Source organism: Flexivirga sp. G2, assembly GCF_055397625.1.
Genome location: NZ_AP039675.1, coordinates 3,399,589 through 3,415,876, shown reverse-complemented (window position 1 = coordinate 3,415,876; position 16,288 = coordinate 3,399,589). Strand labels below are relative to the sequence as shown.

At 67.1% G+C, this 16,288-nt stretch carries 12 protein-coding genes and 1 riboswitch; of the genes, 5 read left to right on the top strand and 7 right to left on the bottom strand.

Annotation, left to right across the window (positions count from 1 at the left end; all coding sequences use genetic code 11):
* Positions 1-57: 57 nt before the first annotated feature.
* Positions 58-1,350 carry a YihY/virulence factor BrkB family protein gene (locus ACZ50J_RS16545; protein WP_464298251.1) on the top strand — a complete coding sequence of 431 codons (1,293 nt, stop codon included), beginning with the start codon at positions 58-60 and terminating at the stop codon, positions 1,348-1,350.
* Here the strand turns inward: ACZ50J_RS16545 and metE are convergent.
* Together metE and ACZ50J_RS16535 are read right to left on the bottom strand one after the other, a co-directional pair.
* A complete protein-coding gene (gene metE, locus ACZ50J_RS16540) occupies positions 1,347-3,623 on the bottom strand; it encodes a 5-methyltetrahydropteroyltriglutamate--homocysteine S-methyltransferase (protein WP_464298250.1) in 2,277 nt (758 codons plus the stop codon). The two genes, ACZ50J_RS16545 and metE, sit on opposite strands and share 4 nt — an antisense overlap.
* 53 nt (positions 3,624-3,676) lie before the next feature.
* Positions 3,677-3,887, bottom strand: a riboswitch (cobalamin riboswitch).
* Positions 3,886-4,539: a helix-turn-helix domain-containing protein gene (locus tag ACZ50J_RS16535; protein WP_464298249.1), complete on the bottom strand. Its 654-nt coding sequence runs from the start codon at positions 4,537-4,539 to the stop codon at positions 3,886-3,888. It overlaps the preceding riboswitch by 2 nt.
* A gap of 107 nt (positions 4,540-4,646) precedes the next feature.
* Between ACZ50J_RS16535 and ACZ50J_RS16530 the strand changes: the two genes are divergently transcribed.
* On the top strand, positions 4,647-5,909 hold the full coding sequence (locus tag ACZ50J_RS16530; RefSeq protein ID WP_464298248.1) for an MFS transporter: 1,263 nt from the start codon (positions 4,647-4,649) through the stop codon (positions 5,907-5,909).
* On the opposite strand, the gene ACZ50J_RS16525 is transcribed toward ACZ50J_RS16530, so the two are convergent.
* Entirely contained in the window at positions 5,910-6,719 is an 810-nt protein-coding gene (locus ACZ50J_RS16525; protein ID WP_464298247.1) for an MBL fold metallo-hydrolase, read from the bottom strand.
* Positions 6,720-6,974: 255 nt separating this feature from the next.
* On the opposite strand from ACZ50J_RS16525, the gene ACZ50J_RS16520 reads away from it, so the two are divergent.
* The gene (locus ACZ50J_RS16520) at positions 6,975-8,402 is read left to right on the top strand and encodes an alkaline phosphatase family protein (protein ID WP_464298246.1); all 1,428 of its coding nucleotides are present in this window, start codon (positions 6,975-6,977) and stop codon (positions 8,400-8,402) included.
* Positions 8,403-8,460: 58 nt separating this feature from the next.
* Here ACZ50J_RS16520 and ACZ50J_RS16515 read toward each other — a convergent pair whose 3' ends face one another.
* Positions 8,461-9,735: an MFS transporter gene (locus tag ACZ50J_RS16515; RefSeq protein WP_464298245.1), complete on the bottom strand. Its 1,275-nt coding sequence runs from the start codon at positions 9,733-9,735 to the stop codon at positions 8,461-8,463.
* Positions 9,736-9,877: 142 nt separating this feature from the next.
* Between ACZ50J_RS16515 and ACZ50J_RS16510 the strand changes: the two genes are divergently transcribed.
* Entirely contained in the window at positions 9,878-11,161 is a 1,284-nt protein-coding gene (locus tag ACZ50J_RS16510) for an MFS transporter (protein ID WP_464298244.1), read from the top strand.
* Here ACZ50J_RS16510 and ACZ50J_RS16505 read toward each other — a convergent pair.
* The 3 genes from ACZ50J_RS16505 to ACZ50J_RS16495 all read right to left on the bottom strand — a co-directional run bounded on the left by ACZ50J_RS16505 (position 11,142) and on the right by ACZ50J_RS16495 (position 15,485).
* Complete coding sequence (locus tag ACZ50J_RS16505) at positions 11,142-11,771, bottom strand: Maf family protein (protein WP_464298243.1); 630 nt, start codon at positions 11,769-11,771, stop codon at positions 11,142-11,144. The genes ACZ50J_RS16510 and ACZ50J_RS16505 overlap by 20 nt on opposite strands.
* Positions 11,772-11,918: 147 nt before the next feature.
* Complete coding sequence (locus ACZ50J_RS16500; RefSeq protein WP_464298242.1) at positions 11,919-13,805, bottom strand: Na+/H+ antiporter; 1,887 nt, start codon at positions 13,803-13,805, stop codon at positions 11,919-11,921.
* A gap of 27 nt (positions 13,806-13,832) precedes the next feature.
* On the bottom strand, positions 13,833-15,485 hold the full coding sequence (locus tag ACZ50J_RS16495; protein ID WP_464298241.1) for a DUF885 domain-containing protein: 1,653 nt from the start codon (positions 15,483-15,485) through the stop codon (positions 13,833-13,835).
* A 41-nt stretch (positions 15,486-15,526) separates the two neighbouring features.
* Between ACZ50J_RS16495 and ACZ50J_RS16490 the strand changes: the two genes are divergently transcribed.
* The gene (locus ACZ50J_RS16490) at positions 15,527-16,255 is read left to right on the top strand and encodes an MOSC domain-containing protein (protein WP_464298240.1); all 729 of its coding nucleotides are present in this window, start codon (positions 15,527-15,529) and stop codon (positions 16,253-16,255) included.
* The last annotated feature ends 33 nt before the right edge of the window (positions 16,256-16,288 follow it).

Below are 16,288 nucleotides of genomic sequence, written 5' to 3'. Positions count from 1 at the left end.
ACGCCGCGCCGGTCCGCGTGATTCCGCCGATCCACGGCATGCGGATACCGTGGAGGGGTGTCAGCGCACTCAGTGATCGATGAGGCACAGCGGAAGTTCCCGCCGCTGGGCTACCCGATCGCCGTCGTCTACAAGTTCTTCGACGACATGGGCAACTACCTCGGGGCGCTGCTCGCGTTCTACGCGTTCGTCTCGCTCTTCCCCCTCCTGATCCTCGCCACGACGATCCTCGGTGTGGTGCTGAGTGGGGATCCCGGCCTCCAGCAGGACCTGCTCAAATCGGCGCTGAGTGAGTTCCCGATCATCAGCGACCAGATCACCAAGCCGAATGCGTTGTCCGGCAGCTGGGTCTCCATCACAACGAGCACCCTGGTTGCGCTCTATGGTGCCCTCGGCGCAGCGCAGGCGTTCCAGTACATCGGCAACAGCGTCTTCCAGGTGGCGCGCAACTCGCGGCCCAACCCGTTCGCCGCCCGCGGCAAGTCGATCGGACTCATCGCGCTTCTCGGTACGTCGTTGCTCGCCACGGTGGGCCTCACCAACGTCTTGCCCGAACTCGTCCATCTGGCCGGCTTGGCCAAGTTCGGAATCAACCTCGGCACGCTGATCATCGACATGTTCGCGCTGATGGTGGCCTACCACGTTGCGACGAGCCGGTCCCTGCAGTGGCGCCAGATCTGGCCGGGGGCGTTGTTCGCGGCGGTGATGTGGCAAGTGCTGCAGCGATTCGGTGGCATCTACGTTGAACACGTCATCAAGCGCAACAGTGCTATCGACCCGACCCTGGCACTGGTTGTCGGCCTGATGCTCTTTCTCTACATCGCGGGGATCATCATCGTCGTCAGCATGGAGATCAACGCCGTCTGGGCGCTGCGGCTGTGGCCACGCGCCCTGCTCACGCCGTTCACCGACAACGTGCAGCTCACCGAAGCGGACGTCCGGGCGTATGGCGGACTGGCTCGCGCCGCCCGGCTCAAGGGGTTCCAGCAGATCGACGTCGGGTTCGACAAACCCGTCGAAGCGCCTTCCGAGGAGGAGGCCGATCCGGCCCACGAGGAGGTGCCGCTCCCACTCGACTTCGGCGACGGCAGCGAGCCGCCCGCGCCGTCCGAGGACGAACGCGAGCGACCCGCACCCGCCGCGGCGGAGGCTGCCCCGGCGGCCACCGAGCCGATGCCGACCCGGGCCACCGAGGCACCGCAGGACGCACACCGGCTGCCGAGCCGCCCCAGCGCGAGTCCGGCCGATGAGCGCACCATCCCCCTCGTCCGTCGCCACACAGCGCCTGAGGGTGAGGACGAGGAGGACACTGCGCCGGTGATCCGCGGACCCTGGTCAGCCGAGCGTTAGGAAGCCCGGACGGCCGCGGCGGCCGACACGAGGTTCGCCAGGGCAGGCCGGACCTCTTCCGGACGGCGGGTCTTCAACCCGCAGTCCGGATTGACCCAGACCTGCTCGCGCGGCAACGCGGCGACGGCCCGCTCCAGCAGGCCACGGACCTCCTCGACGGACGGCACACGCGGTGAGTGGATGTCGTAGACACCCGGACCCACGGCCTTGGTGTAACCCGACTCCCGCAACTCGTCCGCCAGCGACATACCCGATCGGGTCGCCTCGAGACTGATCACGTCGGCGTCCAGGTCGTCGATCGCGGCGAAGATGTCACCGAAGTCGGCATAGCACATGTGTGTGTGCACCTGGGTGCCGTCGTCGACGGAACTCGTTGCCAACCGGAAGGATTCGGTCGCCCAGTCCAGGTATGCCGGACGGTCGGCACTCCGCAGCGGAAGCGTCTCGCGCAGGGCCGGCTCGTCGACCTGTATGACGCGGCAGCCGGCCGTCTCGAGGTCGCTCACCTCGTCCCGGAGGGCCAGCGCAACCTGACGTGCGGTGTCGCCGACCGGCTGGTCATCGCGCACGAACGACCAGGCGAGCATGGTCACCGGGCCGGTCAGCATGCCCTTGACCGGACGCTCGGTGAGCGACTGTGCGTACTGCCACCAGCGGACCGTCATCGGCTCCGGGCGGGAGACGTCACCGAAGATGATCGGCGGCCGCACACATCGGGTGCCGTAGGACTGCACCCAGCCGTGTGTCGTCGCCAGGTAGCCGTCCAGTTGTTCGGCGAAGTACTGGACCATGTCGTTGCGTTCGGGCTCGCCGTGGACCAGGACGTCCAGACCCAGCTCTTCCTGCAGAGCGACGACCGACGCAATCTCGTCGCGCATCGCGGCGTCATACACCTTCTGATCGATCTCCTTGCGCCGCAACGCTGCTCGTGCCTTGCGCAGGCTGTCGGTCTGCGGGAAGGAGCCGATCGTGGTCGTCGGCAGCAGCGGGAGACCGAGTGCCTTCTGCTGTTGCACTCGACGCTGCTCGAACGCGGTGTCGCGACGCGAGTCGGCGGCGCTGACGGCCGCCACCCGAGCGCGAATGGCATCGTCGTGCGTGCGAGCCGATGCACGGCGGGAAGTGACCACCCGACGCGACGCGTCCAGCGCCGGCGCCGCGGCCCCCTCGTCGTCGAGCGCCGTTGCCAGCGTTCGCAGTTCGAGCACCTTCTCGTGGGCGAAGGCGAGCCAACTGCGGACCTCGTCGTCGACCGTCGTCTCCCGAGAGGCATCGAGCGGGACGTGCAACAACGAGCAGGAGCTGCCGACGACCAGGTCGTCGACGCGACCGGCCAGCTGCCGCAGGGTCGTCAACCGCTCGTCGAGGTCGGCAGCCCAGATGTTGCGGCCGTCGATCACGCCGGCGACCAGGCGCTTGCCGGGCAGGCCGTGCTCAAGGATCGCGGTCACGTTCGCCGGCACCGTGCAGTCGATCGCCAGGCCGTCGACCGGGGCTTCGGCGAGCACCTCGAATGCGTCCTGCAAGGCGGCGAAATAGCTGGCAATCAACAGCTTCGGTCGCTTCGTCGCTGATCCGAGCCGGTCGAGCGCGTGCCGTGCTGCATCGAGCACCGCTGCCGGCTGATCCAGGACGAGCGCGGGTTCGTCGATCTGCACCCAGTCGGCGCCTGCGTCGTGCAACGCGCCGAGCACGTCGACATACACGCCGAGCAGGGGCTCGAGCAGGGAGAGCGGGTCGAAGTCGGCCGGTGCCTCCGGTGCGGGTTTGGACAGCAACAGGAAGGTGAGCGGGCCGACCAGCACCGGACGTGCGGCATGGCCGGCTTCGGTCGCCTGCGCGAGGTGCGCCAGCTGTCGAGTGGCATCGGCGGTGAACGTCGTGTCGGGGGAGAGCTCTGGCACCAGATAGTGGTAGTTCGTGTCGAACCACTTGGTCATCTCCAGCGGCGCGACCGCATCGGTGCCGCGGGCCATCGCGAAGTAGACGCCGAGTTCGTCGGTCGCTGCGGCGCGGTACCGCTGGGGGATTGCTCCGACCATGGTGACCGTGTCGAGCACGTGGTCGTAGTAGGAGAAGTCGCCGGTCGGGACTTCGTGGATTCCGTTGTCGGACAGTTGCTTCCAGGCGTCGGCGCGCAGTGCCGCAGCCACGTCGTGCAGTTCGTCGGCGCTGGTGCGGCCGGCCCAGTAGGCCTCGACCGCGCGCTTCAGTTCACGCTTCGGCCCTTGCCGCGGCCAGCCGAGGACGGTGGCAGTGGTGCTATTGGTCATCTCAAACTCCTTCGCGACCCACCCGAGAGGTCACAGAATCGACCGAACCCGGGTTCGGGCTCGGGCGACAGGCAGGTATTCGGACTCGTGAGCCCGCCGAAAGGCGCCTACTGTCCGTCGCTTCCCAGCCGGAGGCCAGTGCGTATGACGGAGGTCGTTCTCACATACCGCTGCGGGGCAGTCCCGGAATCACACCGGGTTCCCTCTTGCGACGCGTCATGCTGATCACTCGGCACACCGCGAACCTGTTGCGTTCCGCAGCCTACTTCTCGCGCGAAGCCTGGCCGGGAGTGGTTCCCTCTGCGGACTCTTCGGCGCGAAGCACATCGTTGACGGGGGCGCCGAAGGAGAAGCCCACATAGGTATGCCGCTCGACGCCGTCGCCGGACGCGGCAAGTTGCCGGGAGCGCTCCATCCAACGGGACGTCAGGTCCCACGCGTCGTCCTGGAACTCCTCGACTTCGGTCCGTGACAAGTGCAGGCCGAAGTCGTTGAACCAGCTCTTGGGACCGTTCGGCTCATCTGTGTCGCTGAAAGCAACTGCCATGGCGGCGTGGGCGATCTCCTGGGTGAGATTCTCCAGTGACCCGACAGCCTGTGCTCCACCGGGCAGCTTGCGCAGCTCGCTCATGTCGGTGCGGAATCCCGCATCGGACACCACCTGCCACCAGCGTTCACGACCGTCCGCGGCATGTGAGGTGTCCTCGACGATGAGTCCGTAGCGGGCAAGTTGCCGGAGGTGAAAACTCACTGAATTGGCAGGTTCACCAACGGTTTTCGCCAGATCGACGGCGCGCGCCGAACCTCGGGTGACCAGTTCGACGATGAGTCGCATGCGCAGCGGGTGGGCGAGCGCTTTGAGTTCCCGCGGGTCGCCGAGTCGTTTCGGTTGCGACCGGTCCGGTGGAGTGCTCACGGGACCACTGTGCCGGAGGAGACGCAGAATTCGCAATCAACAATGCGCAAATAGAGTTGCGCAAAGTTACTTGCGGAATCCTGGTGGTGAGGGGCAAGCTGGCCGTCATGACATCAGCAGGCACGTCCACCGACGCGGCTCCGGCCCGGCCCGCGCTCTGGCGCAATCGGGACTTCCAATTGCTGATGGTCGGCAACACCCTCAACGGCATCGGCTCGCGGATGAGCGGGCTCGTGTTCCCGCTGCTGGCGCTCTGGATGACCGGCAACGCCGCCTTGGCGGGCCTCGTCGGGGGAGCAGTCGTCGCCGGGTTGGTTATCGCGGGTGTCCCGGCGGGGGCGTTCGTCGATCGATGGAACCGGCGGCCGACGATGGTGTGGTCGGCCCTGGTGGCAGCGGCGACATACGCGACGGTCGTGCTGGCGTATGCCGCGGACGTGCTCACCATTGGGCAGCTGGTGGCCGCCGGAATCGTGGTGGGTGCGGCAGAAGCGGTCTTCGGCCCGGCCGACACCCTGGCGACGAAAACCGTTGTGCCTGCTGAAGACCTGAGCACCGCCATGTCGGTGGTCGAGGGCCGGCAGGGGGTGACCGGCCTGATCGGCCCGCCGCTGGGCGGCCTGCTCTTCTCGGTCTCCCGTTCCTTGCCGGTGTTGGCCGATGTCGCGTCATACATCGTCTCGGCGATAGCAGCCATGTCGATCCGGACGCCACTCCCGGCTCCGCCACCCGAAGGCGGCGAGCACGAGCCGCCTTTGCGGGCAATGCGATCCGGGCTTCGGTTCGTATGGCGCAACGATGTGCTGCGGTCAGTCGTGATCGTCGCGACACTGCTGAACTTCGCGGTGAACGGTTTCATGCTGGTGCTCGTCGTCGTGCTGCAGGAGCGCGGCGTTCGTCCTGCGGGCATCGGCCTCGCCGAGACCGCGATTGCCGTCGCGACAATCGTCGGTGCGGTGATCTCCACGGCCGTGCTGAAGAAGCTGGCGGCCGGGCGCGTGCTGATCGGTGGCACGGTGCTGCTCGGAGTCTGCCTGGTCGCCTGTGCACTGGTCCACGGCTACGCCGCAGTGCTGGCGTTGCTCGTGATCGGCTTCCTGCTGATACCGGCGGTCAACGCGGGCTTCTTCACCTACATCATGACGATCACACCGGACGCCATCCAGGGTCGGGTGCAGAGCACGTTGATGACCCTGCTGATGGGGATGTCACCGCTGGCACCCGTGGTGGGCGGACTGCTGGTGGAGTGGTGGAACGGCGAGGTCTCGCTGATCGTGCTCGGCGGGCTGACCCTGCTGAGCGCGCTCGTGATCGTCCTCGTCGGACCACTGCGCCGGATGCCGCTGCTGGCCGACGTCGCGCCCGCCTGATCAGGTCAGGTGGTCGTAGTCGCCACGTGCCCAAGCGGCGTGGCGCTGCGCGGAGCGTTGCACCGCGGCGGCCGCGTCGGTCGGCACACTGCGCCCGAAGTTGTTCCAGATCTCGTCGTACTGCAGGTGCTCCACACGTGCGGCGATGCGCAGGGCAACGTTGGCGGACAACGGAATCCGGTTGGGATAGGACCGCATGAAGGCAACCGTCCGGCGGTCCGGGTTCGGCGTGATCGAGTCACCGCCGAGCAGCGCGCCACGTCCGTCGGCACCCTGCGCCCAGTGCGCCACGGCGCTGCCCGGGAAGTGGCCGCCGACCTTGATCAGGGTCAGTCCCTCGGTGAGGGTGACCTCGTCGTCCCACTCGGTGATCGCCGGTCCGCGCCTGCCGAGCCACTCGGTGTCGGCGGCATTGACGTAGACCGGGGCGTCGTCGAACGCTGCCGACCACTCCAGCTGGACGCCGAACATGTGCGGGTGGCTGGGTGCGATCCACCGAATCCCGCCGAGGGCGGCGACCGCCTCCACGGCGGCGTCGTCGATCAGGCCCGGCGGGTCCCAGAGCAGGTTGCCCGCGTCGGTCTGCACCAGCAGACCGGTCTGCCCGATGCCGGCATCCGAGTGGACCGCGGTCAGACCGGGATGCAACTCGTGGACGTCGACCCGGCTCCCGTCCGCGAGCAACTGCTTGACGCTGGTCCATTCCTGGCCGGTGGCCGGCACATATTGTCGTTCGTCGACGCAGATGGGGCAGTCGCGGTCGCCGGCAAGGTCGTCATACTCCACCGCGCAGGTGGCACAAGTGATCATGTGTCAATTGTGATACCTCAAGTTGACTTCAAGTCAATGCGCACATCGTGCGGCCCGTCCTCCGTGTGACGCGGTAGCGAACGATGGGGGATGCGCACGTGCATGATGGTCGAATTTTGTTGTGGGCAAACAAGACTGGGTAATCGCATTGGTAAGCAAGGGGACGTTTGCTGTTTCCCTCGAACTCGATCGAGCGTCGCCGTCGCAGGAGTTCTCTCGTGTGTGGCCGAAATCCACGAACCTGAAAGGTTTCTCATGGCCCACCTCACACGCCGGCGCTTCCTCGGTGCAGCTGCAGCGAGCGGCGGTATGGCGGCGGCGATGTCCCTGCTGCCGACCAGCGTCCAGAAGGCGCTCGCCGACACCCCGACCACGGCACCTCGCATGCGCGATATCAAGCACGTCGTGATGCTCATGCAGGAGAACCGCAGCTTCGATCACTACTACGGCACCCTCTCCGGCGTCGACGGGTTCGACGACCGTCGAGCCATCCGGCTCCCGAACGGCCGATCGGTCTTCCACCAGCCGGACAGCGTCAATCCGGACGGCTATCTGCTGCCGTTCCACTTGGACACCAGACGTACCAGCGCACAGGCGATTCCGTCGACCAGCCACGCGTGGAGCGTGCAGCACCGGGCCTGGAACAACGGGACGATGGACCAATGGTTGCCCGCGCACCGCGCGGCCGACAAGGAGAACGGCCCTTATGTCATGGGCTACTACACGCGCGAGGACATCCCCTTCCAATACGCCCTTGCCGACGCGTTCACCATCTGCGATCACTACCACTGCTCGGTGTTCGGCCCGACGTGGCCGAACCGGATGTACTGGATGACCGGCACCATCGACCCGGGCGGCACCGGCGGCGGCCCAATCATCTCCAACGTCGAGCACAACGGCGGCTACACCTGGACGACGTACGCCGAGCGGCTGGAGGCGGCTGGCGTCAGCTGGAAGGTCTACCAGGAAGAGGACAACTACGGCACGAACATGTTGTCGACCTTCAAGAACTTCCAGGAGGCGTCACCGTCGTCGCCGCTCTACAAGAAGGGGATGAGCGTCGACTCGCACGGCACCTTCGAGTACGACGCCAAGCACGACCGGTTGCCTGCGGTGTCCTGGATCCTCCCGACCAGTACACAGTCCGAACACCCCGACTATCTGCCGGCGGCCGGCGCGGACTACGTGGCCTCCAAGATCGAAGCCATCGCGTCGAACCCCGACGTCTGGAAGAAGACGGTCTTCATCCTGGACTACGACGAGAACGACGGGCTCTTCGATCACGTCGTGCCGCCGACTCCGCCCGCCGGGACTCCGGACGAGTTCATCGGCGGGCTCCCGATCGGCGGTGGCTACCGCGTGCCGTGCCTGATCGTGTCACCGTGGACCGCGGGCGGCTGGGTGTCCAGCCAGAACTTCGACCACACCTCGGTGCTGCAGTTCCTCGAGCGGTTCACCGGTGTTCGCGAGCCGAACATCACCGACTGGCGACGACGCACCTTCGGTGACCTGACCTCGGTCTTCCAGCACGGTGGAGGCGGGCAACGACCCCCGCGGCTGCCGGACACCGGGCCGGAACTCGCACGTGCTCAGTACGAGGTCGAGCACTATCCCGCACCGACGTTTCCGGGCAGCAAGCAGCAGATGCCGCATCAGGAACGCGGCCACCGGCCGCACCATTGAGCCGTCGGTTCCGTGCCTGTGGCGGCGACGTCCGGGCACGGAACCCCCAGCTGGTTCGTCAGCCGCTGGCTTCAGCAACAACGCTCGTGTCACGTGTCCCGAACTGAATTCCCTTCTGTTCCTTGCCGATCAGCGTGAGAACGATGACGGCGATGAAGACCGGCACGATGGTGACGGACAATGCGAACGGGTAGCCGTGCGATGAGGCGAGGGCTTCCTGGATCGGCAGGTTGAAGGCGGCCAGGCAGTTGCCGAGCTGGTAGGTGACCCCGGGATAGAAGCCGCGGATCTCGTCGGGGGACAGCTCCGTCAGGTGCGCCGGTATGACGCCCCACGCGCCCTGCACCATCACCTGCATGAGGAACGAGCCGAGGATGATCATGCCGACCGACGTGGAGTAGGCGAACAGCGGCACGATCGGCAGGCCGAGCACGGCACACAGGACGATCAGCGTCTTGCGGCCGTACCGTTCGGACAGTGCGCCGGCGACCGCACCGCCGATGATGGCACCGATGTTGTAGACCACCGCGATCCAGGTGGCCGTCGACTTGGCGAAGCCGAGCGCGTGGTCGGACGTCTCCTTCAGGAAGGTCGGGTAGACGTCCTGCGTGCCGTGGCTCATCCAGTTGAACGCGGTCATCAGCAGCACCAGGAAGATGAACCGCTTCCAGATCGTCGGGTTCTTGATGATGTCGCCGACGCTGGTGGTGGTCGACTTGAAACGCTGGCGGCTCTCCCGCCATACCTCCGACTCCTCGACGCGGGCGCGGATGATCAGCGAGATGATCGCCGGGATGATCGAGAGTGCGAACATCCATCGCCAGGACAGCCCCCACCAGGTGTTCAGCACCAGGAAGGCCAGTGAGGCGAGCAGGTAGCCCATCGAGTAACCGCCCTGCAGGATGCCGGAGAAGAAGCCGCGGCGCTGCGCCGGGATCTTCTCCATGGCCAGCGCCGCTCCCAGGCCCCACTCGCCGCCCATGCCGATGCCGTAGAGCATCCGCAGGATCATCAGCACCCAGAAGTTCGGTGCGAACGCGCACAGGAACCCGACGACCGAGTAGAACGCCACGTCGACCATCAGCGGGACACGGCGCCCGGCGCGGTCGGCCCACAGCCCGAAGATGAACGCCCCGACCGGACGCATGATCAGCGTCATCGTCGTGATCAGCGACATCTCGGTCAGCGACTTGCCGAAGTCCTTCGCGATCTGGGCATAGATGAGCACGACGAGGAAGTAGTCGAACGCATCCATCGCCCAGCCGAGGTATGCCGCAGCGAACGAATTTCGTTGATCCGCGGTGAGTTTCGTCGATGCGGGAACGGTCGACATACGACTCCTTCGGTGGCCGGGTGCATAGCTGTCCGAAGAACGAAGCTAGACCCGCCGAACGGGTCGCCGTGGCGTTGCGGGCGGGTGATCTGGACTCCTGACCAAACCCTTACCTTCCACAACCCCTACCGTCCGGTTCGGGATGGCAGTGTGGGGCAGCGTGACAGTGCACGAAAGGGGGCGCGCGACGGTGGGGACCGACGACGTGGATCGACCGCCGTTGAGCCATAACCGCGACTACGCGTTCCTCATAGCCGGCGGTGCCGTTTCCAGCCTCGGTAGCCGGATGAGCAGCCTGGCGTTCCCGCTCATCACCCTCGCGGCGACCGGTAGTCCGTTCGCCGTCGGCCTGGTCGCCGGTGCGACGACGATGGCGCTGGTCCTCGTCGGTCTGCCGGCGGGTGCGCTCGTCGATCGGTGGGACCGCCGGCGGACGATGATCTCGGCGGCCGCGCTGGGCGGCGCGGCATACCTCTCGGTCGCCATCGCCGTCTTCGCCGACCACATCACCGTGCCGCACCTGATGCTCGCTGCCGCGTGCGGCGGAGTCGCCAACAGTTTCTACAACCCCGCCGAGCAGGTCGCCGTCCGGCACGTGGTGCGCAAGAGCGACATACCGCGCGCGGCCGTCAACAACCAGGTGCGCTCGGCGACGGCCGGGCTGGCCGGCCCGCCGATCGGTGGTTTCCTCTTCGGCATCACCCGCGGCCTGCCGATGGTCGCGGACGCGCTCACCTATCTGGTCGCCATCGTGTGCGCGTCCCGGGTTCGTACGCCGTTGCCGGGTGTCGCCACCCAGGACCGGGAACCGTTGCTGCCCTCCATCCGCACCGGACTGGAGTTCCTCTTCGGGCACCAGTTGCTGCGGACGATCACCCTGCTGTCGACCGTGCTCAACTTCGCCGGCACCGGCCTGGTCGTGTCGGTGACGATCACCATGCAGCAGCGGGGCACCGCGCCGGCGTGGATCGGTGCAGTCTCCAGTGCGATGGCCGTCTCGATGCTGCTCGCGTCGCTGCTGGCCGGCCGGATCCTGGAGCGGATGAGCGTCGGGCTGCTGATGTTCCTGACACCGGTCGTCGGCGCGGTCGCCTTCGCCGGTATGGCGTACGTGCACGCACCGGTCGTGCTGATGATCCTGATGGCGTGCGCGACGTTCCTGCTGGCACCGTGCAACGCCGCGGTCATCGCCGTGCTGACCGACCGCACCCCGGCCGACCGGCTCGGCCGGGTGATGAGCGCCGACAACGTGCTGTCGCTCGTGCTGACCGCGCTGGCGCCCGCGACCATGGGTTTCCTGATCGGCACGGTCGGCGGTGAGGAGGCGATGGTCACCTTCGCCGTGCTGCTCGCGCTGTCCGGGGTCGTCGTGCTGGCCTTTCCCCGGTTGATGCGGATGCCGTCGGTCAGCCCAGCAACTGATTGAACGTGACGCCGACCTCGGCGAGCATGTCCCGCAGCACCGGCAGGCTGAGTCCGACCACGTTGTGATGGTCGCCCTCGATGCGACGCACGAACGGACCGCCCAGCCCGTCGATGGTGAAGGCTCCGGCGACCTGCAACGGCTCGCCGGTGGCGACATACGCCTCGATCTCGGCGTCGCTGAGATCCGCGAAATGCACCACGGTCGAGGCGACGACACCGAAGGTTGCGCCAGTGGATTCGTCCCGTGCGTCGACCATCCAGTGCCCGGTGTGCAACGTCCCGGAGCGGCCGCGCATCCGTCGCCAGCGCTCGGTCGCCTCGGCGGCGTCGGCCGGCTTGCCGAACGTCTGGTCGTCGAACTCCAGCACGGAGTCGCAGCCGAGCACCAGGGCGTCGGCATCGGTCCCGGCGGCCACCGCCTCGCACTTGGCGCGCGCGAGCAGAAGGGCGACCTCATCCGTGGCCAGCGCCTGACCGAGGCCGGCCTCCGCACGCGCGATCGCCGCCGGCTCGTCGACGTCGGAGACGATCACCTCGGGCTCGACACCGGCCGATCGCAGGGTGGCCAGACGGGCGGGGGACGCGGAGGCGAGGATGAGTTCGACGGTCACGAGCGGCAAGCCTATTGCGTCATCTCACGAGTCTGTGGAAGTGCGGCGTTGAGGACACGCTGCGACGACGATCGGTGACGTCGCGCGGCGAGCGCGAACTCGTGAGCTCTCGACGCCGCGTCAGCGCTGAGGAGTGCAGCCAATGGATCAGCCGAGGACACTGTCCTCGAAGCACCAGCGCCAGCCTTCGCCGGGTTCGAAGGAGCGCATGACCGGATGCCCGGTCTCGGCGTGGTGCTTGCTGGCGTGCTTGCCCACCGAGGAGTCGCAGCACCCGACGTGCCCGCAGGACAGGCACAGTCGCAGGTGGACCCAGACGGTGCCGTCGGCCAGGCATTCCTCGCAGCCCTCGGGAGTGTTCGGGTCGACCGCGAACGGCGCCTCGGCCAGGTGCTCGCAGCCGAACTGGCGCTCCTCGGGGGTGAGCAGCATGCGTTCGGTCAGGCTGCGGTCGAATTCGTGGACACGCGCGATCATCGACTCCTCGAGGTCGAGCGAGCCCATGACCGCTTGGAGCACCTCGTGATCCATCACGCCCTTGTCGCGCATCTTCAGCACCTTGCTGCGCTCGGAGTCGAGCATCGCCGACCGCAACCGCCGGTAGGCGTCGGACGGCGTCTCGCTGGTCCCGTCGCCGTGGCCGAGCCGCTCCCAGGCGAGGTTGGCACGGCGCGCGCCCTGGTGACGCAATGTCGTGATGACCTGCTCGGGGATCTCGAACTCGGTGTCGTCCAGTTCCTCCTCGAGCCGTCGGTTGCCGGCATTGACAGCGGCCTGGGTGAGCTGCGCGGTCTGCAGGGCGTCCTCGCGGGGATCGGGTCCGTGCAGGTCGAGTCGGCGGGAGACGAAGCCAAGGGTGAAGCCCTGGATGATCAGCGTCCCGAGGGTCACGAACAGGGCGATGAAGACCATCGCCTCGCGGTGCGGGGCGTCGTGCGGGAGCAGGAATGCGGCCGCGAGCGTGACGACGCCGCGCATTCCCGCCCACGACGCAATCGCGGTCTCCCGGCCGCTCATCGCTGTGCTGGACCAGCCCAGCCGGCGGCTGATCAGCTCGGAACCGAGCAGCCAGATGGGCCGCAGCGCCATCACGGTCAGCAGGATCAGGACGGCGATCGCGAGCGTTCGCGCCAACCCGCTGTCGGAGCGACGCACTCCCTCGACGATCGTCCTGGTCTGCAGGCCGATCAGCAGGAAGACCATGTTCTCCAGCAGGAACGTCACCGATGCCCAGTTGAGTCGCTCGGCGACGCGGGACTGCGCGGTCTGGATCTTCGGGGCCGCGTGGCCGGTCGCGACACCGCAGACCACGGCCGCGATGACACCCGAAGCATGGAGCTCCTCGGCGGGCAGGTAGGCGATCCACGGGCTGAGGAAACTCAGCGCGACGATCGTGACCGTGTCGGTCACGTGGCGCCATACCCAGGCGACGAGCAGGTAGGCGACGAATCCGATCGCGGCGCCGCCGATCGATGCCCACACGAAGTCGCGCCCGGCCGTGAAAACCGTTGCGGCGCCTGCGCCCCCGGCGATCAGACCCTTGGCGGTGTTGACCGTGACCAGAGCGGTTGCGTCGTTGAAGAGGGACTCGCCCTCCAGCACGGACACCACGCGTCGGGGAAGGCCGATGCGTCGTGCGATGGCCGTTGCCGCGACGGCGTCCGGAGGTGCGACGACCGCACCGAGCGCGACCGCGGCCGCGAACGGTATGTCGAGCAGCTTCCAGACGACCAGAGCGACGCCGAAAGCCGTGAACAGCACGAGCAGCACCGACATCTGCAGGATCTGCCGCCGCTCGCGGCTCAGGTCGACGAGCGAGGAGTTGGACGCGGCGGCGAACAGCAGCGGCGGGAGGAAGCCGAGCAGGATGATCTCGGGATCGACCTCGAACGGGTACGGCATGAACGGCAGGAACGACGTCACCGCACCCACGCCGGTCAGGACCAGCGGCGCCGACAGGCCGACGCGGCGCGCGACGGTCGCCAGTACGACGACCGCCGCGGTCAGCAGGAAGATCGGTAACGCGACATGCACCTGGTTATCTTCGCAGCACCACGCCGATCAGAGCGTGCGCAGCACCGCAGCCCGTAGCGTGTCGAGGCCGACCGAGCCGATGTCGAGCGCCCGACGGTGGAACGCCTTGAGATCGAAGTCGTCGCCCTCCTGTGCGCGGGCCTCCTCGCGTAGCTGCATCCAGATCCGCTCGCCGATCTTGTATGACGGAGCCTGGCCCGGCCAGCCGAGGTAACGATCGAGTTCGAAGCGCAGGAAACCCTCGGGCATGTCGCAGTGCGCGTTGAGGAACTGCCAGCACTTGTCATAGGTCCATTCGCCGCCGCCGACCTCGGCCGGTGCCTCGAAGCCGCAGTGGACGCCGATGTCGAGCACCACGCGTGCCGCGCGCAACGACTGGCCGTCCAGCATGCCGAGCTTGTTGCCCGGGTCCTCCAGGAAGCCGAGCTCGTCCATCAGCCGCTCGGCATACAGGGCCCAGCCCTCGCCGTGCCCGGAGCACCAGACGCCGAGGCGGCGCCAGGTGTTGAGCAGATCGGACCGGAAGATCGTCTGACCGTTCTGCAGGTGATGCCCGGGCACGCCCTCGTGGTAGACGGTCGTGAGTTCGCGCCAGGTGCTGAACTCCTCGACGCCCTTGGGCACCGACCACCACATGCGGCCCGGGCGGGAGAAGTCCTCGCTCGGCGAGGTGTAGTAGATGCCGCCGGATTGCGTTGGGGCGATGCAACATTCGATGGTTCGTGCCGGCTCCGGGATGTCGAAGTGGCTGCCGCCGAGCTTCTCGATCGCCTCGTCGGCCTTGCCCTGCATCCACCGCTGCAGCGCGTCCGTGCCGTGCAGGAGGTAGTCGGGGTCGGTGTCCAGGGCCGCCATCGCCTCCTCGACCGTCGCGCCGGGCTTGATCTGCTCGGCGACCTCCTGCATCTGCGCGGTGATGCGCGCGAGCTCCTCCTGGCCCCAGGCGTACGTCTCCTCGAGATCGACGGTGGAACCCAGGAAGTAGCGGGAATTCAGTCCGTAGGCTTCACGGCCGCACGCATCGGACTCCGGTGCGAGGGGGAGGATCTCCTCGCGGAGTCGGTCGCCGGCCTTCGCGTAGGCCTGCGCTGCGACGTCGATGTCCTCGGCGATCTCCGGGTGCTGGCGTTTCAGTTCGCTGAAGTAGCCGTCGTCGGCGGTGTGGTCCTTGGTCTGCTCGATGCAGGCCGTGACCTGGCGGATCGGGCTGACCACGCCCTTGTCGGCGGCGACGTGCAGGGACTCGAACCACTGGTCGAGCGCCTTCGGTATGGCGCGCATCCGTCGGCCGATCGTGGCGATCTGCTCGGGGGTGTCGGTCGGCATCAGGTCGAAGGTGTCCCGCACGTCTTGCAACGGCGATGCGATGACGTTGAGTGCGGAGTGCTCGAGGAGTGCGTCATACCGCTCGATGTCGAGGCCGAGGCGTTCGCGCATGGCGTCGATGGTGACCTTGTCGACGTCGTCCTCGGCGGTGACACCGTCCAGCGCGGCGAGCGTCTCGCGCAGCAGGGTGTTGCGCTCGGCCAGGCCGGCGGGGGAGAAGTCGTCGAGTTCGTCCTGTCGATCGGGCGAACCGATGTAGGTGCCCCACATCGGGGAGAGTTCGATCGACTTCTTGTGGAAGTTCTCGGCGATCGAGTCGACAGCGGTCGGGGTGCGTGCGAGGTCGTCAGTCACAGCCTGCACGCTAGTCCGGGTGAAACGGCGTTGCACCGGGTTTGCGCTTCGCGCACAATCGTCTGGTGTGTTCCTCTAATGGTTGGGTCGGCACCGGCGAGTGGAATGACTGTCAAGTGGTGTCGACGAATATCGGTCGGGCTGAACCGAATTCGGCCAAGGCGACGCTGACCGGTATCCACAAGCGTCCCGTGCCGGAGATCAGTGTGCGGGCGCCGGGTCCGAAGCACGGCGGCCTGGGCAGCGGTGTCCTGGATGACTTCATCGGCGACCGAGAACACCACGGCGGCGACGATCAGGCGGTGTATGCCGTCGCGCGAGAAGAGCTGGACTGGTGGGGTACGCAGTTGGACCGGCAGCTCGACAACGGCATGTTCGGGGAAAACCTCACGACGGCCTTCCTGGACGTCGATCGGACACTGATCGGTCAACGGTGGGCTGTGGGGGAGCAAGTCGTGCTGCAGGTCAGCGGACCGCGGATCCCGTGCGGCACGTTTCGAATGCACATGGCCGAGCGGGGTTGGCTGAAAAAGTTTGTCGCGCATGGCCTTTCGGGGGCGTACCTGCGTGTGGTCACGCCTGGCGTCATACGACCGGGTGATGTGGTGCGCGTGCTCGACGAGCCCGACCATGACGTGGACGTGATCACGGCGTTCCGGGCGTTCTACGACGATGTGGACGCGATGCGGAGGGTGCTCGGGGCACGCGTGCTGAACGAGGACGAGCACGAACAGATGGCGAAAAAGCACGCAGTCTTGACCGGGGGATGACCTGCGCTTCACTCGCGCGACAAGTCGCCCGGC

What these genes read in the sequence shown, in the direction of transcription:
- metE (WP_464298250.1), bottom strand. Translation starts at nt 3,623, where the DNA reads ATGACCAATAGCACCACTGCCACCGTCCTCGGCTGGCCGCGGCAAGGG.
- ACZ50J_RS16530 (WP_464298248.1), top strand. Translation starts at nt 4,647, where the DNA reads ATGACATCAGCAGGCACGTCCACCGACGCGGCTCCGGCCCGGCCCGCG.
- ACZ50J_RS16525 (WP_464298247.1), bottom strand. Translation starts at nt 6,719, where the DNA reads ATGATCACTTGTGCCACCTGCGCGGTGGAGTATGACGACCTTGCCGGC.
- ACZ50J_RS16520 (WP_464298246.1), top strand. Translation starts at nt 6,975, where the DNA reads ATGGCCCACCTCACACGCCGGCGCTTCCTCGGTGCAGCTGCAGCGAGC.
- ACZ50J_RS16515 (WP_464298245.1), bottom strand. Translation starts at nt 9,735, where the DNA reads ATGTCGACCGTTCCCGCATCGACGAAACTCACCGCGGATCAACGAAAT.
- ACZ50J_RS16510 (WP_464298244.1), top strand. Translation starts at nt 9,878, where the DNA reads ATGGCAGTGTGGGGCAGCGTGACAGTGCACGAAAGGGGGCGCGCGACG.